The sequence below is a fragment of the Pseudomonas sp. ADAK7 genome (genome assembly GCF_012935675.1).
In the GTDB taxonomy this organism is placed as follows: Bacteria; Pseudomonadota; Gammaproteobacteria; order Pseudomonadales; family Pseudomonadaceae; genus Aquipseudomonas.
The window spans coordinates 3,036,804-3,061,360 of sequence record NZ_CP052861.1 but is presented as its reverse complement, the minus strand read 5'-3'; the positions used below and the strand labels follow the sequence as shown (position 1 = coordinate 3,061,360).

General features: G+C 59.0%; 32 protein-coding genes. 27 read left to right on the top strand and 5 right to left on the bottom strand.

From position 1 onward, the window contains the following. Window positions 1-9: 9 nt before the first annotated feature. The 22 genes from HKK53_RS14315 (at window position 10) to recX (ending at window position 16,524) form a co-directional block, all read left to right on the top strand. Window positions 10-357, top strand: coding sequence for a phage tail tube protein (locus tag HKK53_RS14315; protein WP_123511965.1), 348 nt, complete (start codon window positions 10-12; stop codon window positions 355-357). Continuing rightward, window positions 354-650 (top strand): phage tail assembly protein, encoded by a 297-nt coding sequence (locus tag HKK53_RS14310; protein ID WP_054047093.1) that lies wholly within the window; start codon window positions 354-356, stop codon window positions 648-650. Before HKK53_RS14315 ends, HKK53_RS14310 begins: the two co-directional genes overlap by 4 nt. 130 nt (window positions 651-780) lie before the next feature. Continuing rightward, complete coding sequence (locus HKK53_RS14305; RefSeq protein ID WP_169371360.1) at window positions 781-2,466, top strand: phage tail protein; 1,686 nt, start codon at window positions 781-783, stop codon at window positions 2,464-2,466. After that, a complete protein-coding gene (locus HKK53_RS14300; RefSeq protein WP_169371359.1) occupies window positions 2,453-3,691 on the top strand; it encodes a DNA circularization protein in 1,239 nt (412 codons plus the stop codon). Before HKK53_RS14305 ends, HKK53_RS14300 begins: the two co-directional genes overlap by 14 nt. A gap of 3 nt (window positions 3,692-3,694) precedes the next feature. Further along, on the top strand, window positions 3,695-4,738 hold the full coding sequence (locus HKK53_RS14295) for a phage baseplate assembly protein (protein WP_169371358.1): 1,044 nt from the start codon (window positions 3,695-3,697) through the stop codon (window positions 4,736-4,738). A 39-nt stretch (window positions 4,739-4,777) separates the two neighbouring features. Further along, window positions 4,778-5,287 (top strand): phage baseplate assembly protein V, encoded by a 510-nt coding sequence (locus HKK53_RS14290; protein ID WP_169371357.1) that lies wholly within the window; start codon window positions 4,778-4,780, stop codon window positions 5,285-5,287. After that, window positions 5,287-5,685, top strand: coding sequence for a phage GP46 family protein (locus HKK53_RS14285; protein ID WP_123719829.1), 399 nt, complete (start codon window positions 5,287-5,289; stop codon window positions 5,683-5,685). The genes HKK53_RS14290 and HKK53_RS14285 overlap by 1 nt, the downstream gene beginning before the upstream one ends. Further along, window positions 5,675-6,718 carry a baseplate J/gp47 family protein gene (locus tag HKK53_RS14280; protein ID WP_169371356.1) on the top strand — a complete coding sequence of 348 codons (1,044 nt, stop codon included), beginning with the start codon at window positions 5,675-5,677 and terminating at the stop codon, window positions 6,716-6,718. Before HKK53_RS14285 ends, HKK53_RS14280 begins: the two co-directional genes overlap by 11 nt. Continuing rightward, the gene (locus HKK53_RS14275; protein WP_169371355.1) at window positions 6,706-7,305 is read left to right on the top strand and encodes a YmfQ family protein; all 600 of its coding nucleotides are present in this window, start codon (window positions 6,706-6,708) and stop codon (window positions 7,303-7,305) included. Before HKK53_RS14280 ends, HKK53_RS14275 begins: the two co-directional genes overlap by 13 nt. 11 nt (window positions 7,306-7,316) lie before the next feature. Then, window positions 7,317-8,171, top strand: coding sequence for a glycine-rich domain-containing protein (locus HKK53_RS32445; RefSeq protein ID WP_178117454.1), 855 nt, complete (start codon window positions 7,317-7,319; stop codon window positions 8,169-8,171). 4 nt (window positions 8,172-8,175) lie between these two features. Then, window positions 8,176-8,826: a hypothetical protein gene (locus HKK53_RS14265; protein WP_178117453.1), complete on the top strand. Its 651-nt coding sequence runs from the start codon at window positions 8,176-8,178 to the stop codon at window positions 8,824-8,826. Window positions 8,827-8,950: 124 nt separating this feature from the next. Continuing rightward, window positions 8,951-10,030 (top strand): phage tail protein, encoded by a 1,080-nt coding sequence (locus tag HKK53_RS14260; RefSeq protein ID WP_169371354.1) that lies wholly within the window; start codon window positions 8,951-8,953, stop codon window positions 10,028-10,030. Window positions 10,031-10,037: 7 nt separating this feature from the next. Beyond that, on the top strand, window positions 10,038-10,604 hold the full coding sequence (locus tag HKK53_RS14255) for a tail fiber assembly protein (RefSeq protein WP_169371353.1): 567 nt from the start codon (window positions 10,038-10,040) through the stop codon (window positions 10,602-10,604). Between the two features lie 33 nt (window positions 10,605-10,637). Continuing rightward, window positions 10,638-11,564, top strand: coding sequence for a glycine-rich domain-containing protein (locus tag HKK53_RS14250; RefSeq protein WP_169371352.1), 927 nt, complete (start codon window positions 10,638-10,640; stop codon window positions 11,562-11,564). Continuing rightward, complete coding sequence (locus tag HKK53_RS14245; RefSeq protein ID WP_169371351.1) at window positions 11,564-12,046, top strand: phage tail assembly chaperone; 483 nt, start codon at window positions 11,564-11,566, stop codon at window positions 12,044-12,046. The genes HKK53_RS14250 and HKK53_RS14245 overlap by 1 nt, the downstream gene beginning before the upstream one ends. Window positions 12,047-12,063: 17 nt before the next feature. Further along, on the top strand, window positions 12,064-12,801 hold the full coding sequence (locus HKK53_RS14240) for a gp53-like domain-containing protein (protein WP_169371350.1): 738 nt from the start codon (window positions 12,064-12,066) through the stop codon (window positions 12,799-12,801). Window positions 12,802-12,803: 2 nt separating this feature from the next. Next, complete coding sequence (locus HKK53_RS14235; protein WP_169371349.1) at window positions 12,804-13,235, top strand: hypothetical protein; 432 nt, start codon at window positions 12,804-12,806, stop codon at window positions 13,233-13,235. 33 nt (window positions 13,236-13,268) lie between these two features. After that, window positions 13,269-13,832, top strand: coding sequence for a glycoside hydrolase family 19 protein (locus HKK53_RS14230; protein WP_169371348.1), 564 nt, complete (start codon window positions 13,269-13,271; stop codon window positions 13,830-13,832). Continuing rightward, window positions 13,814-14,332 (top strand): lysis system i-spanin subunit Rz, encoded by a 519-nt coding sequence (locus HKK53_RS14225; protein WP_169371347.1) that lies wholly within the window; start codon window positions 13,814-13,816, stop codon window positions 14,330-14,332. The genes HKK53_RS14230 and HKK53_RS14225 overlap by 19 nt, the downstream gene beginning before the upstream one ends. 79 nt (window positions 14,333-14,411) lie before the next feature. Further along, window positions 14,412-14,912, top strand: coding sequence for a CinA family protein (locus HKK53_RS14220; protein ID WP_169371346.1), 501 nt, complete (start codon window positions 14,412-14,414; stop codon window positions 14,910-14,912). A gap of 83 nt (window positions 14,913-14,995) precedes the next feature. Continuing rightward, window positions 14,996-16,048 carry a recombinase RecA gene (recA, locus tag HKK53_RS14215; RefSeq protein WP_007907270.1) on the top strand — a complete coding sequence of 351 codons (1,053 nt, stop codon included), beginning with the start codon at window positions 14,996-14,998 and terminating at the stop codon, window positions 16,046-16,048. Window positions 16,049-16,056: 8 nt separating this feature from the next. Then, complete coding sequence (gene recX / locus HKK53_RS14210) at window positions 16,057-16,524, top strand: recombination regulator RecX (RefSeq protein ID WP_169371345.1); 468 nt, start codon at window positions 16,057-16,059, stop codon at window positions 16,522-16,524. Between the two features lie 50 nt (window positions 16,525-16,574). Here the strand turns inward: recX and HKK53_RS14205 are convergent, their stop codons facing one another. Next, a complete protein-coding gene (locus HKK53_RS14205) occupies window positions 16,575-17,693 on the bottom strand; it encodes a TIGR00730 family Rossman fold protein (RefSeq protein ID WP_169371344.1) in 1,119 nt (372 codons plus the stop codon). 349 nt (window positions 17,694-18,042) lie between these two features. Here HKK53_RS14205 and HKK53_RS14200 point away from each other — a divergent pair, with 349 nt between their 5' ends. Continuing rightward, window positions 18,043-18,237: a hypothetical protein gene (locus tag HKK53_RS14200; protein WP_054047053.1), complete on the top strand. Its 195-nt coding sequence runs from the start codon at window positions 18,043-18,045 to the stop codon at window positions 18,235-18,237. On the opposite strand, the gene HKK53_RS14195 is transcribed toward HKK53_RS14200, so the two are convergent. Continuing rightward, window positions 18,238-18,663 (bottom strand): PA3611 family quorum-sensing-regulated virulence factor, encoded by a 426-nt coding sequence (locus HKK53_RS14195; RefSeq protein ID WP_169371343.1) that lies wholly within the window; start codon window positions 18,661-18,663, stop codon window positions 18,238-18,240. A 190-nt stretch (window positions 18,664-18,853) separates the two neighbouring features. Between HKK53_RS14195 and HKK53_RS14190 the strand changes: the two genes are divergently transcribed. From HKK53_RS14190 to HKK53_RS14180, 3 genes are all read left to right on the top strand, one after another. Further along, window positions 18,854-19,612: a tRNA-uridine aminocarboxypropyltransferase gene (locus HKK53_RS14190; RefSeq protein WP_169371342.1), complete on the top strand. Its 759-nt coding sequence runs from the start codon at window positions 18,854-18,856 to the stop codon at window positions 19,610-19,612. Window positions 19,613-19,809: 197 nt separating this feature from the next. Beyond that, window positions 19,810-20,460, top strand: a complete 651-nt coding sequence (gene erdR / locus HKK53_RS14185) for a response regulator transcription factor ErdR (protein WP_010462704.1) — start codon at window positions 19,810-19,812, stop codon at window positions 20,458-20,460. A gap of 75 nt (window positions 20,461-20,535) precedes the next feature. Further along, window positions 20,536-20,898: a diacylglycerol kinase gene (locus tag HKK53_RS14180; protein WP_007947182.1), complete on the top strand. Its 363-nt coding sequence runs from the start codon at window positions 20,536-20,538 to the stop codon at window positions 20,896-20,898. Here the strand turns inward: HKK53_RS14180 and HKK53_RS14175 are convergent. Beyond that, window positions 20,895-21,821, bottom strand: coding sequence for a LysR family transcriptional regulator (locus tag HKK53_RS14175; protein ID WP_169371341.1), 927 nt, complete (start codon window positions 21,819-21,821; stop codon window positions 20,895-20,897). The genes HKK53_RS14180 and HKK53_RS14175 overlap by 4 nt on opposite strands. Before the next feature lie 138 nt (window positions 21,822-21,959). On the opposite strand from HKK53_RS14175, the gene fpr reads away from it, so the two are divergent. After that, on the top strand, window positions 21,960-22,739 hold the full coding sequence (gene fpr, locus HKK53_RS14170; RefSeq protein WP_003443014.1) for a ferredoxin-NADP reductase: 780 nt from the start codon (window positions 21,960-21,962) through the stop codon (window positions 22,737-22,739). A 111-nt stretch (window positions 22,740-22,850) separates the two neighbouring features. On the opposite strand, the gene tsaA is transcribed toward fpr, so the two are convergent. Then, on the bottom strand, window positions 22,851-23,549 hold the full coding sequence (gene tsaA / locus HKK53_RS14165) for a tRNA (N6-threonylcarbamoyladenosine(37)-N6)-methyltransferase TrmO (protein WP_169371340.1): 699 nt from the start codon (window positions 23,547-23,549) through the stop codon (window positions 22,851-22,853). A 169-nt stretch (window positions 23,550-23,718) separates the two neighbouring features. Then, window positions 23,719-24,489: an SDR family oxidoreductase gene (locus HKK53_RS14160; RefSeq protein WP_169371339.1), complete on the bottom strand. Its 771-nt coding sequence runs from the start codon at window positions 24,487-24,489 to the stop codon at window positions 23,719-23,721. Window positions 24,490-24,557: the final 68 nt, after the last annotated feature.

Sequence of the window (24,557 nt, the reverse complement as noted above, 5' to 3'; positions counted from 1 at the left end):
AGAAACACCATGGGTCAACTGATTGCGGGCACCTGCTACGTCAAAGTGGACGGCGCTCAACTGACCATCAATGGCGGCTGCGAAGCACCACTGATGTCCACCAAACGCGAAACCGTCGTGCCGGGTTTCTACAAGGAAACCGACATCGCACCGTCGTTCAAAGTGACGGCGCTGCACACCCCGGACTTCCCGCTCAAGCAACTGGTGGCGGGCGTGGACATGACCGTCACCTGCGAATTCAGCAACGGCAAAGTCTATGTGCTGGCCGGCGCTTACCTGGTCGATGAGCCGGCGTCCAAGGGGGACGACGCCTCGATCTCGCTGGTCTTCAACGGTGTGAAGGGGACCTGGCAATGAGCGGCGCCGTGAAGCTTCAGGTTGCGATCGAAGCCCACGGCGAGCCTCTGACCGAACTCAACCTGCGCCGTCCGACGGTGCAGGAAGTGCGGGCGATCAAGGCGCTGCCGTACAAGATCGACAAAAGCGAAGAAGTGAGCCTGGACATGGACGTCGCGGCCAAATACATCGCGGTGTGCGCCGGCATTCCACCGTCGTCGGTCAACCAGTTGGACCTGGCTGACCTCAACGCGCTGAGCTGGGCCGTCGCGAGTTTTTTCATGAGTGCGGCGTCGGAGCCATCACCGACCTGATCGCAGTCGCCTATGACCTGGCCTGGTTCTGGAAGGTTGACCCCGAACAGATGATGGCCAGGCCACTGGATGTGCTCCGCGAATCCCTGGAGCACGCGCAACGGATCAATGCGATGCAGCAGGTGCAGTGATGGCAGATGAAGACACGATAAAAAAATCGGTGCTGTTGACCGGCATCGACGACCTGTCCCCCAAGCTCAAAGCCCTTGTTTCAAAGGTCGACAGCTTTAAACAGAATCTTGAACAGGCCGGCCTCGGCAAACTGGATATCAGCGGCCTGTTCAAGGGCGGTAGCGTGATCACGCCGTTCGTGGACGGGATCAAGGCGTCCGATGCGTTCAAGGGGAAATTGGCCGAGGTCAGTGAGGCTGCCAAAGGCGTTGATTTGCCGAGCGCGCCGGTAACCGCGACGCAAACCATGAACGTGTTCAGTCAGTCAATGAGCACGGTTTCCTCCGCGATTGATGCGGCGTTGTTGCCGGCGGTCGCGACCCTGGTGGTCGGCCTTGAACCAATGCTTAACAGCGTGGGAACACTGCTCAATGACAACCCGAAACTGGTTGAAGGGCTGGCGGCCGGTGCCATCGCGTTCTCGGCGATTCAAACCGCAGTAACGGGCGCAACCCAGGTGTTTGACGTGATGAGTCTGGTGATGAAGGCCAACCCCATCATGCTGATCGCCACGGGCATTGCCTTGGCCGCCGGGTTAATCGTAGCCAACTGGAAACCGATCTCGACGTTTTTTGCCGGGCTCTGGCAAAAGATTGCGCCTGTAGTGATGCCGATGGTCGAGTTCTTCAAGACGATGTTCAGCTTCACGCCCATCGGGCAGTTGATCAGCAATTGGGGGCCCGTTACCGCGTTCTTCTCCTCGCTGTGGAAAGGCATCGAGGCTGTAGCGGGGCCCGCGATCGAGCTTTATAAACTCTGGTTTGCCTGGCAACCCCAAGGGCTGATCCTCAGTAATTGGGGGCCAATCAGCTCGATCATTGGGGCGATTTTCGGGCGCCTGAAAGACAACGTGACCTCGGCGTTTACCTTCATCAAGGCGTGCTTCGACTGGACGCCGCAGGGCATGATTCTGAATAACTGGGGGCCGATAACAGGGCTGTTTGCCGCCATTTTTGACTTGCTGGTCGCACTGGTCGTGCCGGTGAAAGATGCGCTTCGCACTCTGTTCAACGACTACTTGCCGATGGATAAGATTGCGGAGCTCTGGGGCGGTGTTCCTGAGTTCTTTGCCGGGATGGAGGAGAGCATTCGGGAGAAGATGGTGGCGCTGGCGGCTGTCTTCGGCATCCCGTTTACTGGTTCGCCCCTGGACCTTTTCACGCAGAACTGGTCACCATTGACCAGCGTCGTCAGCGAATGGGCGGACAAGATTCAGACCCTTATGGCGCCGATCAGGGAGATGTTTGGCGGTAGCTTCGGTGGCTTTATCACTAAGGTGACCGGCAAGATCGAAGGCCTGGCTAATGACCAGAAAAAGACCAACGCCGAAGGCAAAGGTGAATTTGCGCCCGCGTTCTTTGGGGCCAGCACCGAGCCGTCCGCAAACGCATTGGCGGTGCCCGACAATTCGCCGCAAAAACCTTCAATGCAAGCCGGCTCCCTGACGCAAAACTCCAGCGCGCTGATCCAGCAAACCGCTGCCAACAACCGCACGCAACTCGAAGGCGGCCTGACCGTACGCTTCGAAAATGCGCCGGCCGGACTGCGCACCGATCAGCCGCAAACCAATCAACCGGCGCTGGCGCTCAACTCGCGCATCGGCTACCGCTCACTTTCCCTGGGAGGCTCCAATGAGCTGGCGTGACCGTTTATTGCCGGCGTCCTTTCGAGGTGTCGGTTTCTGGGTCGATCAGGCGAAAACCCCGGTCGGCAAAAAGGGTCAGTTGCACGAGTATCCGCAGCGCGACTTGCCGTTTTACGAGAACCTTGGCCAGCAGGCAAAGATTCACGATCTGACGGCGTTTATCGTCGGTGCCGATTGTCTGGAGCAGCGCGACAAGCTGCTCAAGGCGTTGGAGCAGGGCAGTGGTGAACTGGTCCATCCGTGGCTGGGACGTTTGCAGGTCAAGGTCGGCGAATGCGACATGACCCACACCCGCCAGGACGGCGGGCTGGTGACCTTTGCGCTGAAGTTTTACCCCGATGAACCGCTGCCGTTTCCGACGGCGACGGTCAGTACGCAGAAAGTGTTGCTGGTGTCGGCGGACAGTTTTTTAGGTTCGGCGGTGGCACGCTTCGAAGACGCGATGACCTTGATCAAGGCCGCGCGGATCGGCATTGCCGACCTGCGCAACAGCATCAAGGACATCTACGGCGTCATCCAGCAACAGTTGCAGCCGCTGATTGATCAATACAAGCAGATCAGTGAGCTGGTGAAAGCGGTCAAGGAATTGCCCAAGGAAGTGGCGGCTGAATTCAAGGGCTTGATCGGCGACATCAAGGAGCTCAAGGACTTTGCCCGTGACGGTTATCGTGGCGTGATTGCCAACGTCTCCCAGCAGGTCGAAGCCATCCGCAAGGCTGACGCGCCGAAGATCACCACCGGCAAGGACACCACCGCCGCGGCCCAGGCCCTGGCCAATCTGGTGCAGGACACGTTGCTGGTGCAGGCCGCCCAATGGGTCGCCGCGATGCCAGTGGCCTCCAAGGTGGTCAAGCTCGGGTCCACGCCGTCGCTGGAGCAACAAGCCGAACAACCGGTGCAGCGTCAAGCCGTGCCGGTGGCCGATGATGTGCTGGCGTTGCGCGCAGCCCTCAATGAGGCGATCCAGCAAGCGTCGAACAAGGCGGATCCAGCGCACTATCAGGCCATGACCGACCTGCGGCATAAGCTCAATGCGCATCTCACGGCCGTTGCATCGTCGGGTGTCCGGCTGGTCAGCAAGTCGTTCCAGGAGAGTTTTCCGGCCTTGGTCGTCGCCTACAAACAGTTGGGCGATGCGACGCGGGTGGAGGAAGTGATCCAGCGCAACGGCGTGGTCCATCCGGGTTTCACCCCGCCGAATGACCTGAAACTCTCGGGGGAGTAAGCCATGAGTGAACTGGATAACAAGGTCACCATGACCGTTGACGGCCTCGAATATGGTGGCTGGAAAAGCGTGCAGATCACGGCCGATCTGGAGCGTCAGTTCCGCACCTTCAAACTCGATATCACCTGGCAATGGCCAGGGCAAACTCTGGTGCGACGGATTCAACCCGGCGCGCCATGCGAAGTGCGGATCGGCAACGACCTGGTGCTGACCGGGTATGTGTTCAAGGCGCCGATCAGTTATGACGGGCGACAAATCAGCCTGAGCGTCGAAGGCAGTTCGAAAACCCAGGACCTGGTGGATTGTGCGGCGACCAATCGTCCTAACCAATGGCATCAGCAATCATTGCTGAGCATCGTTGAGGCGCTGGCGTCGTCGTATTCGATCTACGTGGCCAGTGAAATTGCGGAAACCGCCCGGCTCGGCAGTCACACCATCGTGCCGGGGGAAACGGTGTTCCAGTCCATCGACCGCTTGCTCACGTTATTCCGGGTGTTTTCCACCGATGATGCCCAGGGCCGGGTGGTCCTGGCCCGACCGGGCAGCGGTGGGCGCGCCAGCGATGTGCTGGAACTGGGCAAGAACATTCTCTCGGCCAACGCGCCGATGGATTACAGCCAGGTGTTCTCCGAATACCGGGTCATTGGCCAGCAGAAAGGCAATGACCAGAAGAGCGGGGCGGCGGTCAGCGAGGTCGAGGCGGTGTCCGCCGATCTGGGCTTCAAGCGCAAGCGGGTTACGGTGATCAATGAAGGCGCGCAGATTACCTCCGAGCTGGCGCTGCAAAGGGCCAACTGGGAAGCCGCCACCCGCGTCGGCAAAGCCTTGACCACCACTTACCAGGTGCAAGGCTGGCGCCAGGCCAATGGCGATTTGTGGCGCCACAACACGCTGGTCAAGGTCAAGGACCCGGTGCTGGAAGTGGACGGCGACATGCTGATTTCCAAAGTCACTTACTCGCTTTCGGCGCAGGGCTCCGTCACCACCTTGCAAGTCGCGCCGCCGCATACCTTCGACGCCAATCCGACGCCGCCCAAGAAGACCTGAGGCGGCGCGCTCACACGCCCGATCTTTGAAGGAAACCCAATGAGCCTACTGACACGCCTCCTGGCGCGCGGCACTGTCGTGCTCGCCAACTCGGCCACCAAGCTGCAATCGCTGCAAATGCGCCTCACCGCCGGTGAAGTGAACGACGACATGGAACACTTCGAACCCTACGGCTTCACCAGCAATCCGCTGGCCGGCGCCGAAGGTATCGCCACATTTCTGGGCGGTGACCGCTCCCACGCCATCGTCCTGGTGGTCGCCGACCGCCGCTATCGCCTTAAGGCGTTGGCCCAGGGCGAAGTGGCGATCTACACCGACGAAGGCGACAAGATCCACTTCAAGCGCGGTCGGATCATCGATATCCAGACCGCGACACTGAACATCCGCGCCAGCAGCGCCGTGAACATCGACACCCCGACCCTGACCCAGACCGGCAAGATCGTCTCCCAGGGCGACCAGGTCGCGGGCGGCATCAGCCAGATCAAACACGTGCACGTCGGCGTGCAGGCGGGCAGTGGCCAGACCGGTGTGCCGGCGGGAGGCCAGTGATGCTCATCAGCCAGAACCTCCACGCCGCGCTGACCCGTTCGGTGCTGATCAGCCTGTTCACCTGGCGCCGTGCCGCCGATGACGATGCCCTCGATGATGAGGAACGCTTCGGCTGGTGGGGCGACACCTTTCCCACCGTCGCCGACGACCGCATCGGCTCGCGGCTGTGGCTGCTGCGTCGGGTCAAGCTGACCCGGCAAACGCAAATGGACGCTGAGTTCTATGCCCGCGAAGCCCTGCAATGGCTGATCGACGACGGCCATTGCAGCGCCATCGACATCATCAGCGAACGCCTCGACGCCCAGCGCCTGAACCTGCGCACGGTCCTGACCCTGGCCGATGGCGAGCGCCTGGACATCAACCCTGATAACAGTTGGCAGGTGATCTATGCCGTTTGAAACCCCTTCGCTGCCGGTGCTGATCAAACGCACCCAAAGCGACCTGGCCAGCGATTCGCTGCGCCAGTCCGATGCGCAAGTGCTGGCCCGTACCCTCGGTGGCGCCGCCTATGGTTTGTATGGCTACCTCGACTGGATCGCCGAGCAGATCCTCCCGGACAAGGCCGACGAATCGACCCTGGAACGCATCGCCGCCCTGCGTCTGAACCAGCCGCGAAAAGCCGCGCAAGCCGCCAGCGGCAGCGTCAGCTTTACCGCCAGCGCGGGTGCCGTGCTGGATGTCGATACGCTGCTGCAATCGAGCGACGGTCGCACCTACAAAGTGACCGCGTCGCGCACCACCAGCAATGGCCTCAACAGCACCACCATCGCCGCGCTCGACGCCGGCAGCCTGGGCAATGCCGATGCCGGCATGACGCTGATCCCGGTCCAACCGATCCTGGGCATTGTCGGCAACAGCTTCACGGTGCTGGCGCCGGGGCTGATCGGCGGGGTTGCCCGGGAAAGCCTGGAATCCCTGCGCTCCCGGGTGATCAGTTCCTACCGCATCATCCCCCACGGCGGCTCGACGCAAGACTATGAAACCTGGGCGCTTGAATGCCCTGGTGTGACCCGGGCCTGGTGTCGCAGCCCCTACGAGAAGCTGGGCATCGTTAACGTGTACATCATGCGTGACGACGATCCGCAACCGGTGCCGAATGCTGCGCAACTGGCCGCTGTCCAGGCCTACATCGAACCGTTGCGACCAGTCACGGCTGAGATGCATGTGCTGCCGCCCGTTCAAGTGCCGGTCACCTACAAATTGACCCTGACCCCCGACACCACCGCTGTGCGCGCTGCGGTCGAAGCGCAATTGCGTGATTTGCATAACCGCGAAGCCGGTCTCGGCGACACCTTGCTGATCAGCCATATCCGCGAAGCGATCAGCAGCGCCACGGGCGAAAGTGACCACACGTTGTCCGCGCCCACCGTCAATGTCGACGCCGACATTAACCAACTGCTGACGTTCGGAGGCTGCATATGGGGGGGCTGAGAACCGCCGCGCAATACCACGCGCAACTGCGCAGCCTACTACCGAGCGGCCCGGCCTGGGACCCCGAGCGAGTACCGGAACTGGAAGAGGTGCTGGACGGCATCGCCCAGGAACTGGCCCGCCTCGACGCCCGCGCCGCCGACCTGCTCAACGAAATGGACCCGGCCGGCGTCAGCGAATTGGTGCCGGATTGGGAGCGGGTGATGAACCTGCCCGACCCATGCCTGGGCGCCACGCCGTTGTTCGACGACCGACGTCTGGCCGTGCGCCGCCGGCTGTTGGCAGTGGGCAGCCAGGCCATCAGTTACTACGTGGAAATCGCCCGCACCCAAGGTTATCCGAACGCCACCATCACCGAACTCGAAGCCCCGCGAATGGGCCGCTCACGGTTTGGCGCGGCGCACTTCGGCACCTGGCAGGCGCAGTTCATGTGGACGCTGAACACCGGCGGCCGCTTGCTGCTGGGACGGCGCTTTGGGGCGAGTTATTGGGGTGAGCGGTTTGGCATGAACCCGGGCTCGGCCCTGGAATGCCTGATCCATCGCAGCGCCCCGGCGCACACCAAGGTGCATATCAATTATGACTAGGGAGTAGAGGGATGGATTATCCGAAAAGTGTGCCCAGCGCTGGGTTGGTCAATGGGAAGTTTGTGGATGAGAACCCGTTGATGGGCACGCCGGGGTCGTTGATTCCGGCGAGCTGGGGCAATGGGGTCACGAGTGAAATTCTTGAAGTGATTACCGCTGCCGGCCTGACACCGAGTGAGTCCAATCTGACTCAGCTTTTGGGAGCAATTCGTAGTGTCAGTCGCTCGTCTGCGGGGCTCGGCATCCAGCGCTTCACTGCAAATGGCAGTTTCACTGTCCCCGCAGGTGTTACGAAGATTTGGCTCAGCGGTTGTGCCGGCGGTGGCGGTGGAGGTGCTTGTCCTGGCGGCACCAGCGCCATTGCTTCAGGAGGTGGCGGCGGTGGTGCCGGTCAACCGATCATCAAACTATTGGTAGCGGTGACGCCTGGTCAGGTGATCCCTATCGTCATCGGCGCTGCGGGAATGGGAGCAACCGCTGGAGTGGCGGCAACGGCGGGCGGCAATACGCTCGTGGGGGCATCAGGGGCTCTGCTTGTGTTGTCCGGCGGCAGTGCAGGCATTGTAGGTGTCAACGCCTCCGGGTTTGTTCCGGGCCCCACTGGAGGGCAGGGCTTTCCTGCCGGCGGTGATGCGACAGACACCGTCGCCAATGTAGCCGCCGGGTACGGGGGATTTGGGGCAAGTGGACCTTTCGGCTCTGGCGGAAGTTCTGCCCGTTCCGGCACGAGTTCAGGGTATGCCGGCAAACCGGCGTATGGTTTCGGCGCTGGCGGCGGTGGTGCGGGAGGCTACTACATTTCGGGTGCAGGCCTGGCCCAGCCAGGTGGTCAGGGAACGCCCGGCCTTATGATCGTCGAATGGTGAAAACATGACAAAACAAGTGCTTTATTGCCGTCACTCAGGTGTGGTCATTGAATGGCAAGACACCGAATTGTTCGCCTATGCAGCGCCCGCGACTGATGCGGCCGTTTTGCAAATTACCGCTGAGCAATGGGTCAGGAAGGAGTTACCGCACCTGGTTTTCAAGGGCGAGCTGACGAACGTCGTAGTACCGCAGCCCTCCCCAAGGCATTGCTGGGACGGTAGTCAGTGGGTATTGGATCTCGCCGATGCGCTGGCGTTGAATGATCTGAACGTTGATCAGCTTTGTGCTCGGGTGGACGAGGCGGCTGACAATGCTCGTCAGATGATCGCTGGCGACCCGCTGCGTGCGATGGAGTACGCCCAAGCCGCCGCTGACGCCCGGGCTTTTATGGAAGAGGGCTATCCGAAAAAAGAAGTACCGCTGTCGGTAGCGGCGTGGGTTGTAAAAGGCCGGACCGCCAAACAGGCTGCCGATCAGATTGTCGCCAAGGCCGCTCAATTCAACGAAAGCCTGCTGACACTTCGAACCCTTCGATTGAAGGCTAAAGCGCAAATCAAAGCTCATATCGCCAAAGGCAAAACAGATCTGGCTAACCAAGTTAGCGAAGAAGCCATTGCGGCGATCCGTAACGTGGTGGGCGAGTTGGTTAGCTAGTTCATTTGAAGTACCCGCTATATCCAACGCCCACTCACCCGTGGGCATTTTTTTTATTCGAACATGAGCTATGTGGCCGTTGTGCCAATGGTCTTGCAGGGCTTTTATTACAGGGAGCAGAACGATGGATTATCCAAAAAGCATCCCCAGTATCGGACTGGTGAATGGGCGGTTTGTCGATGAAGACCCAGTGGCCGGTACGCCTGGATCGTTGATTCCGGCGGTGTGGGGAAATTCGGTTACGCAAGAGATTTTGAGTGTGGTTGCTGGCGCTGGAATGGCGCCATCGGAGGGAGACAACGGCCAGTTGCTGAAGGCGATCCAGGCGATTATTGGTGTGACCAGCCCGATGCGTTCGGTGATTACCCGGCTGGCGGCATCGAAGATGCTGGCGCCAGAAGAGCTCGGTTTGGTGTTGATTGATGCAAGTCCCACTGCCGCCATCGTTACCCTGCCAGCGGCCAACACCGGTTTGGGGGTTCGTGATGTGATCGTGCGACGGGTGGATAACACGGGTCATCGGTTGGTCGTTCGCTGTTCGGAAACCGATTCCATCAAGTTTCACACCCATCTGAGTGCTGGTGGCTATCCGTTTTTGGTGTTGATGGGTGCGGGCGATTGGTGGCACCTGCGCAGTGATGCCTCGGGTAACTGGTGGCCTGTTGGGCGGTATGACGGTACGGCGCTGGGACGGGCAGTTTTTGAGACCTCTACGACGGTGATGCCGGGTGGATATGGTGCGCTCAATGGATCGCTGCTCAATCGTACCGAGTGGCCGTGGCTTTGGGATCACGCTCAACAATCAGACATGTTGCGCTCCGAAGCCGACCGGGGTGGCGCGTGGACAACAGGAGATGGTTCGACGACCTTCCGAACGCCCGAAGCCCGAGGCGAGTTTCTCCGTTTACTTGCCGAGGGACGTGATGTCGATCCGGGGCGCACGCCGGGATCGTGGCAAAAGGGCTCCTTGGTGCAAGGCGATAACGGTGCCGGTGACAATATTCTGTTTGCATCGCATATCAATACCCAAAGAACGTTGTTGGGGCTTGATGGGGCTGTTTATACCGACTACTCGGGGGCAAGCGTCAGATACATCGCATCGCCACCTCCTGTTATGCAACTGCCCGAGTCCGAGTTGATCAACCACGGTGGCGTTACACGTCCTCGCAACATCGCCTATCCCGGCCGTATCAAACTTATCTGAGGTGTCCATGTTTAATTATTTGATTGATAGCGCGGGCGCCTTGTTGGGGCCGGTAGAGTTTTTCGTTACGCCAGGAATCGGTATTCAGCTGCCCAGTAACGCTGTTGAACTTTCCTATGAATTGCCGACCCCGGAACAGGGTCGGACATGGGCGTTGGTCAACAATGTTCCGCGGGAAGTGATTGACCGACGCGGCCTGGTTTATCGCAAAGAGGGTGGTGCGCAGCAGATCTGGAGTGAGCTTGGAGAGTTGCCGGAAAGTTTTACGGCTGAGCCATGGCCGGGTGATTACTACGTTTGGGCGGATAACGCCTGGAAACTTGACGAGGCGGCTCGGTTGTCCGATCTCAAAAATAAAGTCTTGGCCAAGCGCGATGTTTTGCTGCGCGAAGCTGTTCTGCGTATTGCGCCACTTCAATACGCCGAAGACATCGGTGACGCCGCGCATGATGAGCAACTGGCATTGATGGAGTGGAAGCTCTACAGCGTTGAACTCAATCGCATGGAACAACAAGTAGGTTTTCCAAGCGAAATCAATTGGCCGGTCGTTCCTGGTTCCTCCGCGAAACAGTAGACATTCGGTATCGCCTGGTACGGAGAAGCAAAAGTGGATTATCCAAAAAGCATTCCCAGTGTTGGCCTGGTCAACGGCTGGTTTGTTGATGAAAACCCTATCGTCGGTACTCCGGGGTCGCTGATTCCCGCGGTCTGGGGCAACAGCGTTACGCAAGAGATTTTGAGCGTGATCAAGGCGGCCGGGCTAACCCCCGACGAGGCGAAGACCGACCAATTGGCGATGGCCATTGGCGCCTTGGTCGACTTCACCAAAATGAAAAACACTCCGACCACTTTAAGTGGGTATGGGATCACCGATGCAACGGGGCGGCTACTGGCGGTAAAGCAGTTCGAGACGGTAGGCATTACTTTTTATCGTCCCAATCCCAAGGCCAAACGGATTCGCGTGCGGTTGGTTGGTGCTGGTGGTTCCGGAGGTGGTTGCGCGCCTGTCGCGGCGAATTATCAGGCTTTGGGCAGTGGCGGTGGTTCGGGCGCGTATGCCGAGAGCCTCTATGACGTAACGCCGGAAATACTGGCTGGGGTGCCTGTTTCGCTGGGTGCTGGTGGCAGTGCCCGCAACACGACTGGCCTGGCGGGGGGCGGTGCTTCCTTCGGGTCTTACATGAGTGTTGCGGGAGGTTCGGGCGGAGAAGTCCAGTTATTTTCGGTGACAGCAACTTCGTCTGCTTTTATCCAGGGGGGTAATGGTGGGCAAGCTGTCACGGGAGGGAACCTTTCCAGCGCTCGTGGCATAGCCGGACGCTACGGGATGAGTAATGCAAACTGGGGCACTCGCTCTGGTGAGGGTGCCGCTAGCCCATTCGATGGCGGAGGCCCCGCATCAGGTGTGAACGGCAATGGGTATCCAGGAGTGCGAGGATCGGGTGGTGGCGGTTCCTGTTCCAGCAGTACTTCTGCTTCCATTCTCGGCGGGGCTGGCGGTAATGCCTTTTGTGAAATATGGGAGTACGAGTAATGGCTATTTATGCTCGGGTAGAAGACGGCGTTGCGGTTGAACTGATTGATACCGGCGATTATGCGATCACCCAACTCTTTGCACCGTCTTTTATAACGTCAATGGTTCGTGTGCCTGACGGTGTTGTCGTTGAATTGGGGGCGCCGATTGGCAGTGGCAGTCAGACAACTGCGCCTCTACCAAAAGTGGAGAGTGCGCCAGCTATCGACACACTCAATGACATCACTGACGAATCTGTTGGTTTGGTACGTGAATGGCGCCAATCCATTCTTTCGAACAGCCAATGGCTGCTGAACCGGCATCGCGATGAGCAGGAACTTGGTCGTGTGACGAGTCTCACTGCGAAAGAGTACCTGGAGCTGCTGGAGTACCGACAAGCGCTGCGCGATTGGCCGGCCTGCGCAAATTATCCAACAGCTGTATCCCGGCCACAGGCTCCAGACTGTTTGGCAGACGCTTTTGACGCGGATTCCAACTATTAACTGAAAGGACATGGACGATGGATTATCCCAAAAGCGTACCCAGCGCGGGTTTGGTCAATGGAAAGTTCGCAGATGAAAACCCACTGACCGGTGTGCCAGGATCTTTGATTCCGGCCAGTTGGGGCAACGGCGTTACTCAGGAGATTCTGGGGGTTATCAACAGTGCGGGCTCTTCCGCGGATGAAAGTGATAACGGTCAATTGAACGCGGCGATCAATACACTGATTACCAAAAAGCAAAATGAAAGTCTGGCGACTCAAGAAGAAGCCGAGTCAGGTGTCAATGCAACTAAGTTGATGACACCACTGCGGGTGTTTCAAGCGATTGCAAAGAAGGTGCTACAGGCGACAGAGTCCATTGTAGGCACTGCAAAAATTGCCTCTCAGGCCGAAGTCAATGCGGGTGTTAGTGATGCGTCTATCGTGACACCGAAAAAACTCAGACTTGGGTTTATGGTCAGGCTGGGAATTTCTGGCTACATCGTTTTTCCTTCCTGGATGGGCGGGTTGATCCTTCAATGGATCAGCGGCACCGCGAGTCAGGCCGCCAATAGCGGTTATGGCGACATCAACTATTGGCCATTGGCGTTTCCCAATGCGTTGTTTCTTGCGGTCGTCACTCATGAGGGCACGGCGTCAGGAACGTCTATGACGTGGAACAACGCGTCAGTGAGTCGGCTTTCAGGTCTTAACGTGCGTTGCCCGGATTGGCCCTCCGGCTCCATTGCCGCCCGTGTTATCGGAATAGGGTACTGAATATGTATTATTTTTCTCCGACTACTTCTGGTTTTTATCATTCAGAATTGCACGGTGCCAATATCCCTTCGGATGCCTTTGGAATCAGTGATGGTGAATATTGCGCACTGGTGTCAAATGCTCCCAAAGGAACGGTTCTTTCCTTAAACAGCAACGGACGTCCGGAACGGTTTGTAATGGCCGTACAAACCAATGAATCCATTGAAAGGGTCTGGCGAAACAAGACGCTTGAGCTGACTCAATGGTTGGTCGTCCGCGATGGTGAAGAGTTGGAAATGGGCGAAGGCACCACACTGAGTTCTGTGGAGTTCAAAGAGTTGCTGGTTTATCGGCAAAGTCTCCGGGAATGGCCTTCAGCAGAAAATTTCCCTGAAGTGGACTATCGCCCTGTCGAACCGCAATGGCTTGAAGATGCACTTCTGAAAAGTCACTAACCCTCCTTTAACGCTAAGAGTGGATAGATGGAAATGTCTGTCACGAATGACCAACTAATAAGCATCATGCCCAACGCCCGCTCCCAAGCGGGCGTTTTCATTTCCCCCCTCAACACCGCCATGACCCGCCGCAACATCAACACCCCCAAACGCATCGCCGCGTTCCTCGCGCAAGTTGGCCATGAATCGGGCCAATTGCAGTACGTGCGCGAACTGGGCAACAACCAATACCTGAGCAAATACGACACCGGCACTCTGGCCCTGCGTTTGGGTAACACGCCAGAAGCCGATGGCGACGGCCAGAAGTACCGAGGCCGGGGCTTGATTCAGATCACCGGTCACACCAACTACCAACAATGCAGCCTCGGTCTGTTCGGCGATGAACGTCTGTTGTCTCTGCCCGAACTGCTGGAACAACCGCAATGGGCTGCTGAATCGGCCGCGTGGTTCTGGGAGCTGAACGGTCTGAATGAATTGGCCGACCGCGACCAGTTCAACACCATCACTCGCCGGATCAACGGCGGCTTGAACGGCCTCGAGGATCGTTTGCAACTCTGGGCGCGGGCGAGGGCGGTGCTATGTCAGCCTTCGGCCTGATCCCCTGGCGGGTGATGGGCGTCGTTGTGCTGGCCGGGTTTGCGGCAGTGCTGGCCTGGCAGGTTCAGGATTGGCGCTATGGCGGGCAACTGGCGGAACAGGCCCGGTTGCAGGGCGAGACGCAGAATCAGCTGACCCTGACCGCCGCCACGCAACAACAGGCCGAGCAAGACAAGCGCCTGGCCCTGGAGCAACGGTTGTCGGCCAGTGAACAAACCCATTATCGAGCGCTAAGCGATGCCCAACGTGATCAAGGTCGCCTGCGCGATCGTCTTGCCACTGCTGATGTGCGCCTGTCAGTCCTCCTCGATGCCCATGACGTTGCCGCCACCTGTGCAATGCCAGCCGCCGCCGGCACCGGCGGCGTGGATCATGGCGCCCCAAGAGCCCGACTTGACCCGGCGCATGCTCAACGAATTATCGCCATCACCGACGCCGGTGATCGCGGATTGATTGCCTTGCAGGCTTGTCAGGCCTATATCAAGGCCATCGTTCGCTAACATTTTGATCGGTTCTGTATCTTGCAAGCGCGATGTGCTCGTGTACGGTGGTTCCATTCAGCCCGATCAGGAGAGGACCGTGAAAGAAATCACCCAACTGGCCGCTGAACTTGGCAGGCGCTTGCAAGTTCTCAATGCCCACGTCACCACCGCCGAGTCCTGCACCGGCGGCGGGATCGCCGAGGCGATCACCCGCATTCCCGGGAGTTCGGCGTGGTTCGAGGCCGGTTACGTGACGTACTCCAACCGCCAGAAAACCGTGCAACTGAATGTGCCCGAGGGGTTGTTCGAGACGGTGGGGGCGGTCAGTCGCGAAGTGGTCGAGGCCATGGTTCGTGGCGCGCAGGACAAAAGCCACGCGCAGTTTGCCGTCGCGGTCAGCGGAGTGGCAGGTCCGGACGGCGGTTCTGCGAGCAAACCGGTGGGCACCGTCTGGCTGGCCTGGGGCGTCGGGGAGGCCTTGTTCAGTGAGGTTCAGCACTTCCCCGGCAACCGCGACGAGGTCCGCCGACAAACGGTCAAGGCCGCGCTAGAGGGGCTGCTGCGCCATGCCGCTGGAGAAATCTCAAATCAGGGGTAGGCGATCCTTAATCGCTGTGGAATAATACTGGCTACTTATACAGGTGTTGGCCGTCAGGCCTTATTGATTACGTGAGGACTTTAATGGACGACAACAAGAAGAAAGCCTTGGCTGCGGCCCTGGGTCAGATCGAACGTCAATTCGGCAAGGGTGCCGTAATGCGTATGGGCGATCAGGACCGTCAGGCGATCCCGGCTATCTCTACTGGCTCTCTGGGTCTGGACATCGCGCTCGGCATTGGCGGCCTGCCAAAAGGCCGTATCGTTGAAATCTACGGTCCTGAATCCTCCGGTAAAACCACGCTGACATTGTCCGTGATCGCCCAGGCTCAAAAAGCTGGCGCGACCTGCGCATTCGTCGACGCCGAACACGCCCTCGACCCTGAATACGCCGGTAAACTGGGCGTCAACGTCGACGACCTGCTGGTTTCCCAGCCGGACACCGGCGAGCAGGCCCTGGAAATCACCGACATGCTGGTGCGTTCCAACGCGGTTGACGTGATCATCGTCGACTCCGTCGCCGCTCTGGTGCCGAAGGCCGAGATCGAAGGCGAAATGGGTGACATGCACGTAGGCCTGCAAGCCCGTCTGATGTCCCAGGCGCTGCGTAAAATCACCGGTAACATCAAGAACGCCAATTGCCTGGTTATCTTCATCAACCAGATCCGTATGAAAATCGGCGTGATGTTCGGCAGCCCGGAAACCACCACCGGTGGTAACGCGCTGAAGTTCTACGCTTCGGTTCGTCTGGACATCCGTCGTACTGGCGCGGTGAAAGAAGGTGATGAGGTTGTCGGTAGCGAAACCCGCGTCAAGGTTGTGAAGAACAAGGTCGCTTCGCCGTTCCGTCAGGCCGAGTTCCAGATTCTTTACGGCAAAGGCATCTACCTCAACGGCGAGATGATCGACCTGGGTGTGCTGCACGGTTTCGTCGAGAAGTCCGGCGCCTGGTATGCCTATGAAGGCACCAAGATCGGTCAGGGCAAGGCCAACTCGGCCAAGTTCCTGGCAGACAATCCGGAAATCGCCGCGAAGCTCGAGAAGCAACTGCGTGACAAGCTGCTGACTCCGGCGCCGGACGTCAAAGCATCGCCAGTCAAAGAGACTGCTGATGATCTGGCTGACGCGGATATCTGATTGATCCGATGACCGCCGTACTCGATACACTCGTCGCGGTGCGGCGAACCGCCATGGACCTGCTCGCGCGACGCGAGCACGGTCGAGTCGAGCTGACGCGTAAACTGCGTCAGCGCGGCGCTCTCCCTGAAATGATTGACACTGCACTCGACCGATTGACGGAAGAGGGCTTGCTGTCCGAATCCCGTTACCTCGAAAGCTTCGTTTCCTACCGTGCCCGTTCCGGTTACGGCCCTTTGCGCATTCGCGAAGAGTTGAGCCAGCGCGGCCTGCAACGTCCCGACATCGAACTCGCCTTACGCGAGAGTGGTATCAACTGGCAGGAACAACTGGAAGACACCTGGCGCCGCAAGTTTGCCGGGCATCTACCGATAGACATGCGCGAACGTGCCAAACAAGGGCGCTTCCTGGCTTATCGGGGGTTTTCCATGGAGATGATCAACCGCTTGTTCAGCGGTCGAGGGATGGATGATTAAATAAAAACGGCCCGCTATTTCGATAGCGGGCCGTTTTTTTTGCCTGTTGTTTACGTCACCTTGGACGGTTCCCGCGTGCGCTGTTGCGCCTGGGGTTTGGGCTGTGCCCAGTTTTCCGGCAGGTTGATGAAGTCCACCAGCTCCCGCAAACGCCCATGATCACGGGCATTGAAGGTGAAGGCCAGTCGCGCCAGATGGCTGAACTGCGGCTCATCATGCTCCTCGCCGTTATACACATGCTGATGGAAGTGGTCGCTCAGGCACAGGTCGGCGAAAGCCGTCTGCATGTGTTCGAGCGCGCCGTCGCTGAGCGGGTAATTCATGCGAATCACAAACTGATGCTTGAGCCAGCGGCTGGAGTGGAAATTGCTGTAGAACTGGTTGATCTGCGCCACCGCCTCTTCGGCGCTGTAGACCAGGCTCACCAGCTTCATGTCGGTGGGCAGGATGTAACGGTTTTCCTCCAGTTGATGGTGGATGAAGTCCAGCGCGCCCTGCCAGAACGTGCCGCCCGGCGTATCCAGCAGCACCACCGGCACCAATGGGCTTTTGCCGGTCTGGATCAGTGTCAGCACTTCCAGCGCTTCGTCCAGCGTACCGAAACCGCCCGGACAGAGGACCAGCGCGTCGGCTTCCTTGACGAAGAACAGCTTGCGGGTAAAGAAGAAGTGGAAGGACAGCAGGTTGCTGGTGCCCTGGACGGTAGGGTTGGCATGCTGCTCGAAGGGCAGGGTGATATTGAACCCCAGGCTGTGTTCCAGGCCCGCGCCTTCGTGGGCGGCGGCCATGATGCCGCCGCCGGCACCGGTAATGACCATCAGGTCCGAGCGCGCCAATGCGGCGCCGAGTTCCCGGGCCATGCCATACAGCGGATGTTCGATCGGCGTACGGGCTGAGCCGAACACAGTGACTTTGCGCCGGCCCTTGAACTGCTCCAGCACACGGAACGCGTGCTCCAGTTCGCGCAGGGCCTGCAGGGTGATCTTGGCGTTCCAGCGGTTGTGATCTTCTTGGGCCATGCGCAGCACGGTCAGGATCATGTCGCGGTAAATCGGGATGTTGGGGCTGTTGGGTGAAACCAGGTTGAGTTGCTCTTCGACCTTGCTGGTGAGGTCGTGGCCGCTTTCTTCAAAATGACGGCTGAGGAGGTCATTCGGTTGGTAAGGCATTCAACTTCTCCTTGCATGCAGGCTGTGTTTTTTCCAGCGAGTGAAAAAAACCTTCGCAACAACAAACGCATAACGGGCCGCTCCTTTTCGGCCTGACAGTCAATGTGAATACGCTAAATCTAGTACCTCTGGATCAATTGCGCTGGCTTGATCATTGCGCCGCAAAGTCTTTCCTGGCAACCGCTTATTAATGATTTGCAAGGTGGTTTCACCGCTCGTCTGAACGCAGGCCCGCTGGCTGTGGCTCTGATTTACTAAGTTACAGGCGTGACACGACAACTTTGCGTCAAAGGCAGTACGCGAAGTTCATGCGGTTCAGGGATGTGAGTGGGCAGGGAGGCGGGAAATCATGGCCAGATTGATTCTGGAGATCGATGCGCAACTGTATCGATTATTGAAATCGTCAGCCGAGACCAATCATTTGAGTCTTGAAGAGGAGTGCTGCCGGCGTCTGGGCGGTGGCGAGCGCCGTTCGCGTTATTTGCAGGCCCTGCTGGCAGAACTGCGCGCCGAGGATGAACAGCGGCGCGCCAATTCCCGATGATTACTTCTTCTTGGCCGGGGCCGCTTTCGGGCAGTCCGATTCCTGATAACTGGCGGAACCGACCGAGCGGTTAGTCTTCACTTCAGTGAAGTCGTAACGCATGACGGCGCCCTTGGCCATCAGCTTGCGGAACGATGGGTTGGTGCAGACCGAGGCACCCAGCTGGAAATACACGGCTTTCGGATCGGCACGCATCTTGTCGGCGTGGCTGCTTTGCACGCTCAAGTGGTTGATCAGGGTATTGCCTTCGACGGTGTAGCCCTGATCAAGAATGTCCTCGTTGATCGCCCGTGGTGTGCCGACGCTGCTTTGTACGGCGACGTTGCGCAGCTCTCTGTTGAGGTTCTGCTCACTCAAGGAAGCAGCCTGAGCGCTGAAGGACGACGCCAATAGAACGGCAGCGGTGGGAACGATAAGGCGCAGCATGAAACTCTCCTGGTTCAGTGACTGGTTGGTTCGACCCGTCACGTGACTGTGCGTTCAGTGGCGGCGAATTATAGGGGAGCGGGCCCGGACGGTACAGGCTTGCGCCGACCGCTCTGATAAACTGCCGGCACTTTCTGCCTTGCCGAGTGGTTTTTGTGTCGATTTTCTCTATCTGTCGGCGTTGCCTGCGATGAACCTTGAAACCCCACGCTTTGCGGCGAACGCCGTGGCCCGCTTGCGCGACGAGCGCGAAGAGGAAGGCATCAAGCCGATCCAGGCCCGTGGCTGGCGGGCAACCCGTTGCCGTGCCTGCCGAGTGATCGAGAGCCATTGCCTGTGTGCCTGGCGCCCGCAGGTCGAGACGCGTTCCGGCGTGTGCCTGATCATGACCAACAAGGAAGTGTTCAAGCCGAGCAATACCGGTTGGCTGATCGCCGATGTGGTTCGCGATAACCATGCGTTTATCTGGTCGCGCACGGAAACCGATCAAAAACTGCTGGACCTGCTGGCCGACCCGCAATGGCAGCCGTACCTGGTGTTTCCGGGCGAGTATGTCGAGCCTGAGCGCGTGACCAACACCGTCGACATCGAGAGCAGCAAGCGGCCGCTGTTCATTCTGTTGGACGCCACGTGGACCGAAGCCCGGAAGATTTTCCGCAAAAGCCCTTATTTTGACCGGTTGCCAATCCTCAGCCTGCTCCCGGAGAAACTCTCCCGCTACCGTTTGCGCCGCTCGACCCGCAGCGAGCACCTGTGTACCGCTGAAGTAGCAGCGCTGTGCCTGGACCTGGCGGGTGATACCGACGCGGCCTCGGCACTGGACGCTTACTTCGATGTGTTCAGCCAGCATTACCTGGACGCCAAACATCAATTGGATATGAATGTTGAAACGCCGGCCCACGCCGAGTTGATGCCTTTCGTGCAGAACACGGTTCCGGTCATCGGCTGATTGTCGCCCATACTGCAAAGAACTGTACCGGCCAAGCACCTTGACCACCCCGGCTTCGCTGGGCATGCTTGGCGCCGATTGGGGCGCGGCCAGAGTTTGAAACGCCGTTTGATCATGTAGTTGGCGTTGAACGTGCCCTGTTGGTGCAGCTCCGTGGCTGTGCCTTGAGTTGTTTGAAAAACAGGATCATTTGAAAAATGGCCACATACGAAATCCTGATAGCCGATGACCACCCTCTCTTTCGAAGTGCATTACACCAAGCGTTGACCTTGGGCCTGGGCCCGGACGTCCGTCTGGTGGAAGTGGCGAGCATTGCCGAACTGGAAACCCGCCTCGACGAAAAATCCGACTGGGACCTGGTGCTGCTGGACCTGAACATGCCGGGGGCCTACGGATTTTCCGGGCTGGTGCTGTTGCGCGGTCAGTACCCACAGATTCCGGTGGTGATGGTCTCGGCCCAGGAAGAAGCCTCGATCATGGTCAAGTCCCGTGAATTCGGCGCCAGCGGTTTCATTCCCAAGTCGAGCGACCTGAGCGTCATTCAAAAAGCCGTGCGTGCGGTGCTTGATGGTGACGTCTTCTGGCCGCCCCAGGCGTTCGAAGCGGTCAGCGTGTCCGCGGAAGCCAAGGCTGCCAGCGAGGGGCTTGCGAGCTTGACGCCCCAGCAGTTCCGGGTGCTGACTATGGTCTGTGAAGGGTTGCTGAACAAGCAGATCGCCTATGAGCTGAGCGTGTCCGAAGCGACGATCAAGGCGCATGTGACGGCGATCTTCCGCAAGCTGAACGTGCGGACTCGAACCCAGGCGGCGTTGCTCTTGCAACAACTTGAGTCAATTTCCAGCCATTAAAGCGTTACGTATTCACGCTTTTTTGACTTTATTTACTCTAGCTTTCCCATTCCCTTTTGGTCAGTTGCCTACCCTATGTCACCTTTTAAAGGCCAAACCGGCCTAAAACGCATCCTCAACGCCTCCGGCTACTCGCTGGATGGCCTGCGCGCAGCCTTTACCGGTGAAGCGGCGTTTCGGCAACTGGTGTTGCTCAACGTCATTCTGATTCCGATTTCGTTCTTCCTGAACGTCAGCCGGGTCGAGCAGGCGCTGCTGATTGCCGTTTGCCTGCTGGCCTTGATCGTCGAGTTGCTTAATTCGGCGGTAGAAGCGGCCATTGACCGCATTTCCCTTGAGCTGCACCCATTGTCCAAGAACGCCAAGGACATGGGCAGCGCTGCACAGTTCGTGGCGTTGACCATGATTGCGCTGGTGTGGGCGGTGATTCTGCTTTAAGCGATGGTGGGCAGCACGATCTCGTCGCTGCGCTGAACCCCGGCGGTGAAGGCGCGGCACAGGTCGAGGAATTCGCGCATCGCCGGTGTCTGAAATTTCTGTTTGTGCCAGATGAAATAGAACTGCCGCGCCAGATCCAGATCCGGTGTCTCCACCGCCACCAGGCTGCCGCGGCGGAACGCATCACGCAGTGCCAGCCGTGAAATACAGCCAATCCCCAAGCCTGACTCTACCGCGCGTTTGATCGCTTCGGTGTGTTCCAGCTCCAGGCGAATGTTCAGCGCGCTGCGATGATGACGCATGGCCTGGTCGAAGGTCAGCCGCGTGCCAGAGCCCTGTTCACGCAAAATCCACGCCTCTTGGCTCAGCTCTTCCATGCTCGCGATGCCACGTTTGGCCAGCGGATGCTGGGGCGCGCAGAACACCACCAGTTCATCCTCGACCCAACTCTGCACTTCGATGTCCGGGTGGCTGCAGTCGCCTTCGATCAGACCCAGATCAATTTCATAGTGAGCGACTTGTTGCACGATGTTGGCTGTGTTCTGTACGTGCAGCTTCACTTGGCTTTCCGGGTGGCGCTGCATGAAGCTGCCGATCAGCAGCGTCGCCAGGTAATTGCCGATGGTCAGGGTCGCGCCGACGGCCAGGGAGCCGAAACCGGACTTGCCATTGAGCAGGTCCTCGATTTCCTTGGACTGATCGAGCAGCGCCACCGCCTGGGGCAACAGTTGTTTGCCGAGGGCGTTGAGGCTCAGCCGTTTGCCGGCGCGGTCGAACAGCTGACAGCTGGACTGGCGCTCTAGCTCGGTGATCGAGGTGCTGGCCGCCGATTGCGAGAGGTTGAGCAGACCCGCAGCACGGGATACGCTTTCCTGCTGAGCGACGGCGACGAAGACTTGAAGTTGACGTAGAGTAAATCGCATATCTATATAACCGATAACCCTTATCTTAATAATCCAGTTAACAGATATTGTGGCTGCCATTAGAATGCGATGCAATTGCGCACATCGGTTCATTTTTCACGCAGCCGGCGCAGACCAATCTCCAGGAGTCCCACGTACATGAGCAACATGAACCACGAGCGTGTCCTCAGTGTTCACCACTGGAACGACACTCTGTTCAGCTTCAAGTGCACCCGTGATCCGGGCCTGCGCTTCGAGAACGGTCAGTTCGTGATGATCGGCCTGCAACAGCCCAATGGCCGCCCGCTTATGCGCGCTTACTCGATTGCCAGCCCGAACTGGGAAGAGCATCTCGAGTTCTTCAGCATCAAGGTGCCTGATGGCCCGCTGACTTCCCAGTTGCAGCATCTGAAGGAAGGCGACGAGATCATCATCAGCAAGAAGCCTACCGGCACGCTGGTGCTGGATGACTTGAAGCCTGGAAAACATTTGTACCTGCTCAGCACCGGTACCGGTCTGGCGCCCTTCATGAGCGTCATTCAGGACCCGGAAACCTACGAGCGTTTCGAAAAAGTGATCCTGTGCCACGGCGTGCGTTACGTCAACGAAGTCGCCTACCGCGAATTCATCACCGAGCACCTGCCGCAGAACGAGTTCTTCGGCGAGGCCCTGCGTGACAAGTTGATCTACTACCCGACCGTGACCCGCGAGCCGTTCGAGAACGAAGGTCGCCTGACCGACCTGATGCGCAGCGGCAAGCTGTTCAGCGACATCGGCCTGCCACCGATCAACCCGCAAGACGACCGCGCCATGCTGTGCGGCAGCCCGAGCATGCTCGACGAGACCAGCGAAGTGTTGAACAGCTTCGGCCTGAAAGTTTCGCCGCGGATGCGCGAGCCGGGTGATTACCTGATCGAGCGTGCGTTCGTCGAGAAGTAAGCGTTTGTCAGGGTGACGCAGAGCGTCACTGGATGCATTCCCACGCAGAGCGTGGGAACGATCAGCCCGCGTTGCCTGTAAAGGCAGCGCGGGCTTTTTCGTTTCTGGTATTCAGACGTTCGCGGGGATGACTTCAAGGACTCGGATCACACCCGCCTCGGGATAGTGCCAACGCACGTCCAGGTCCCAGAACTGCGCACCGTATTCCCGTTCAGGTGTAGGAACCTGGTACGCCGGACGTGGGTCTTGTGCCAGGCACTGCTCGATCAATTCCACCAACGGCTCTTCGAGGCGCTGAGCATGGTCGTGAGCCTGTTGCAACGCTGAGTCCGTCCACTGCACGGGAATCAACTGCGGCGCGGCGCTAGCGATGCTGTTGGAGGCGCTGTCGATGATGTCGGCGTAAGGCACGTAGGGTTTGATGTCGAGAATCGGCGTGCCGTCCAGCAGGTCGATGCCGGATATCCACAGGCGATTGGCTTCAACCTTGTCTAGCTTCACCACGGATTGGCCGATGCCATTGGGCCGATGGGTCGCACGAGTGGCGAACACGCCCATGGATTTGTTACCGCCCAGACGAGGAGGGCGGACTTTCAGGCGTGGCTTTTCTTCCAGGGCCTGGTGAAACAGGAACAGCAGCCAGACGTGGCTGATCTGCTCCAGTCCCTGCACCGCATCGCCCTGATCGAACGGCGCCACCAGCTCCAGCACACCGCGAGCGGCCGGGGCCAGTTGCGGTTGGCGCGGGATGGCGAATTTCTCCTTGAAGCAGGAGCGCACGAAGCCGATGGGGGAAACGCTGTAGGTCATGGTATTGGGGTCGAAGCGGGATCAGGGCGGGCATGATAACCCACCCCATGATCGTTCCCACGCTCTGCGTGGGAATGCCTCAAATGACGCTCTGCGTCCGCTTTTGGGACGCGGAGCGTCCCGGGCTGCATTCCCACGCGGAGCGTGGGAACGATCATGGGGAGGCGATCTAGAGGCTGAACCCACCATCCAGCGGAATGATGTTTCCCGTCATATACGCCCCGGCCGTACTCGCCAGACTGATCGCCAGCGCCGCCATCTCTTCCTCCCGGCCCCAGCGCTTCATCGGAATCAGCGCCGTATCCTCCGCCAGCGCCTGCTCATCGTTACCAATGTGCTGGGTCATCTTGCTCGGGAAGCGCCCCGGCGCGATCACGTTGACGTTGATGTGCTGGCTCACCAGTTCTCGTGCGAGGATCCGCGACAATTGATGCAGGGCCGCCTTGCTCGGGCCGTAGGCATACGCCTGCTCGCCAAAGGACGAAATCCCCGCCACCGAACCGATGTTGATGATTCGCGCGGGATTGGCTTCGGAACCTGCTTTGCGCAACAGCGGCAAAAACTGCTGGATGCAGTTGAACACCGACGTCACGTTCAACTGCATGACCTTCTCCCAACCCTTGACCGGATAGCTTTCCAGCGGCGCGCCCCAGGTGGTGCCGGCGTTGTTCACCAGGATATCCAGGTGATCGATCTGTTCAGCCAGACGCGTCGCCAATTGCAGCACGCCTTCTTCGGTGGCCAGATTCGCCGCGATCCCGTGGCAGCGCCCGATGTCACTCAGCTCTTCGGCGGTTTGCAGGCAGGCCTCGGCATCCCGGGCGCAGACGTACACGGTCGCGCCGGCCTCGACATAAGCCTTGGCGATCATTTTGCCGATACCACGGGTGCCACCGGTCACCAGGGCGGTGCGGCCTTGCAGGGAAAAGTACGGGTGCATGGCGAATCCTGAGAGCTGAGGGTCAATACACCCTAGTCGTCAGCCGCCGGGAGCGGAGCCACTATTTT

Bases quoted from the DNA above. Each gene is read 5' to 3' on its own strand.
- HKK53_RS14300 (WP_169371359.1), top strand. From the start codon at position 2,453: ATGAGCTGGCGTGACCGTTTATTGCCGGCGTCCTTTCGAGGTGTCGGT.
- HKK53_RS14195 (WP_169371343.1), bottom strand. From the start codon at position 18,663: ATGCTGCGCCTTATCGTTCCCACCGCTGCCGTTCTATTGGCGTCGTCC.
- recX (WP_169371345.1), top strand. From the start codon at position 16,057: ATGACCGCCGTACTCGATACACTCGTCGCGGTGCGGCGAACCGCCATG.
- recA (WP_007907270.1), top strand. From the start codon at position 14,996: ATGGACGACAACAAGAAGAAAGCCTTGGCTGCGGCCCTGGGTCAGATC.
- HKK53_RS14275 (WP_169371355.1), top strand. From the start codon at position 6,706: ATGGGGGGGCTGAGAACCGCCGCGCAATACCACGCGCAACTGCGCAGC.
- HKK53_RS14260 (WP_169371354.1), top strand. From the start codon at position 8,951: ATGGATTATCCAAAAAGCATCCCCAGTATCGGACTGGTGAATGGGCGG.
- HKK53_RS14180 (WP_007947182.1), top strand. From the start codon at position 20,536: ATGTCACCTTTTAAAGGCCAAACCGGCCTAAAACGCATCCTCAACGCC.
- HKK53_RS14295 (WP_169371358.1), top strand. From the start codon at position 3,695: ATGAGTGAACTGGATAACAAGGTCACCATGACCGTTGACGGCCTCGAA.
- HKK53_RS14245 (WP_169371351.1), top strand. From the start codon at position 11,564: ATGGCTATTTATGCTCGGGTAGAAGACGGCGTTGCGGTTGAACTGATT.
- HKK53_RS14255 (WP_169371353.1), top strand. From the start codon at position 10,038: ATGTTTAATTATTTGATTGATAGCGCGGGCGCCTTGTTGGGGCCGGTA.
- HKK53_RS14200 (WP_054047053.1), top strand. From the start codon at position 18,043: ATGGCCAGATTGATTCTGGAGATCGATGCGCAACTGTATCGATTATTG.
- HKK53_RS14190 (WP_169371342.1), top strand. From the start codon at position 18,854: ATGAACCTTGAAACCCCACGCTTTGCGGCGAACGCCGTGGCCCGCTTG.
- fpr (WP_003443014.1), top strand. From the start codon at position 21,960: ATGAGCAACATGAACCACGAGCGTGTCCTCAGTGTTCACCACTGGAAC.
- HKK53_RS14235 (WP_169371349.1), top strand. From the start codon at position 12,804: ATGTATTATTTTTCTCCGACTACTTCTGGTTTTTATCATTCAGAATTG.
- erdR (WP_010462704.1), top strand. From the start codon at position 19,810: ATGGCCACATACGAAATCCTGATAGCCGATGACCACCCTCTCTTTCGA.
- tsaA (WP_169371340.1), bottom strand. From the start codon at position 23,549: ATGACCTACAGCGTTTCCCCCATCGGCTTCGTGCGCTCCTGCTTCAAG.
- HKK53_RS14310 (WP_054047093.1), top strand. From the start codon at position 354: ATGAGCGGCGCCGTGAAGCTTCAGGTTGCGATCGAAGCCCACGGCGAG.
- HKK53_RS14230 (WP_169371348.1), top strand. From the start codon at position 13,269: ATGTCTGTCACGAATGACCAACTAATAAGCATCATGCCCAACGCCCGC.
- HKK53_RS14305 (WP_169371360.1), top strand. From the start codon at position 781: ATGGCAGATGAAGACACGATAAAAAAATCGGTGCTGTTGACCGGCATC.
- HKK53_RS14265 (WP_178117453.1), top strand. From the start codon at position 8,176: ATGACAAAACAAGTGCTTTATTGCCGTCACTCAGGTGTGGTCATTGAA.
- HKK53_RS14225 (WP_169371347.1), top strand. From the start codon at position 13,814: ATGTCAGCCTTCGGCCTGATCCCCTGGCGGGTGATGGGCGTCGTTGTG.
- HKK53_RS14160 (WP_169371339.1), bottom strand. From the start codon at position 24,489: ATGCACCCGTACTTTTCCCTGCAAGGCCGCACCGCCCTGGTGACCGGT.
- HKK53_RS14175 (WP_169371341.1), bottom strand. From the start codon at position 21,821: ATGCGATTTACTCTACGTCAACTTCAAGTCTTCGTCGCCGTCGCTCAG.
- HKK53_RS14280 (WP_169371356.1), top strand. From the start codon at position 5,675: ATGCCGTTTGAAACCCCTTCGCTGCCGGTGCTGATCAAACGCACCCAA.
- HKK53_RS14205 (WP_169371344.1), bottom strand. From the start codon at position 17,693: ATGCCTTACCAACCGAATGACCTCCTCAGCCGTCATTTTGAAGAAAGC.
- HKK53_RS14315 (WP_123511965.1), top strand. From the start codon at position 10: ATGGGTCAACTGATTGCGGGCACCTGCTACGTCAAAGTGGACGGCGCT.
- HKK53_RS32445 (WP_178117454.1), top strand. From the start codon at position 7,317: ATGGATTATCCGAAAAGTGTGCCCAGCGCTGGGTTGGTCAATGGGAAG.
- HKK53_RS14285 (WP_123719829.1), top strand. From the start codon at position 5,287: ATGCTCATCAGCCAGAACCTCCACGCCGCGCTGACCCGTTCGGTGCTG.
- HKK53_RS14240 (WP_169371350.1), top strand. From the start codon at position 12,064: ATGGATTATCCCAAAAGCGTACCCAGCGCGGGTTTGGTCAATGGAAAG.
- HKK53_RS14290 (WP_169371357.1), top strand. From the start codon at position 4,778: ATGAGCCTACTGACACGCCTCCTGGCGCGCGGCACTGTCGTGCTCGCC.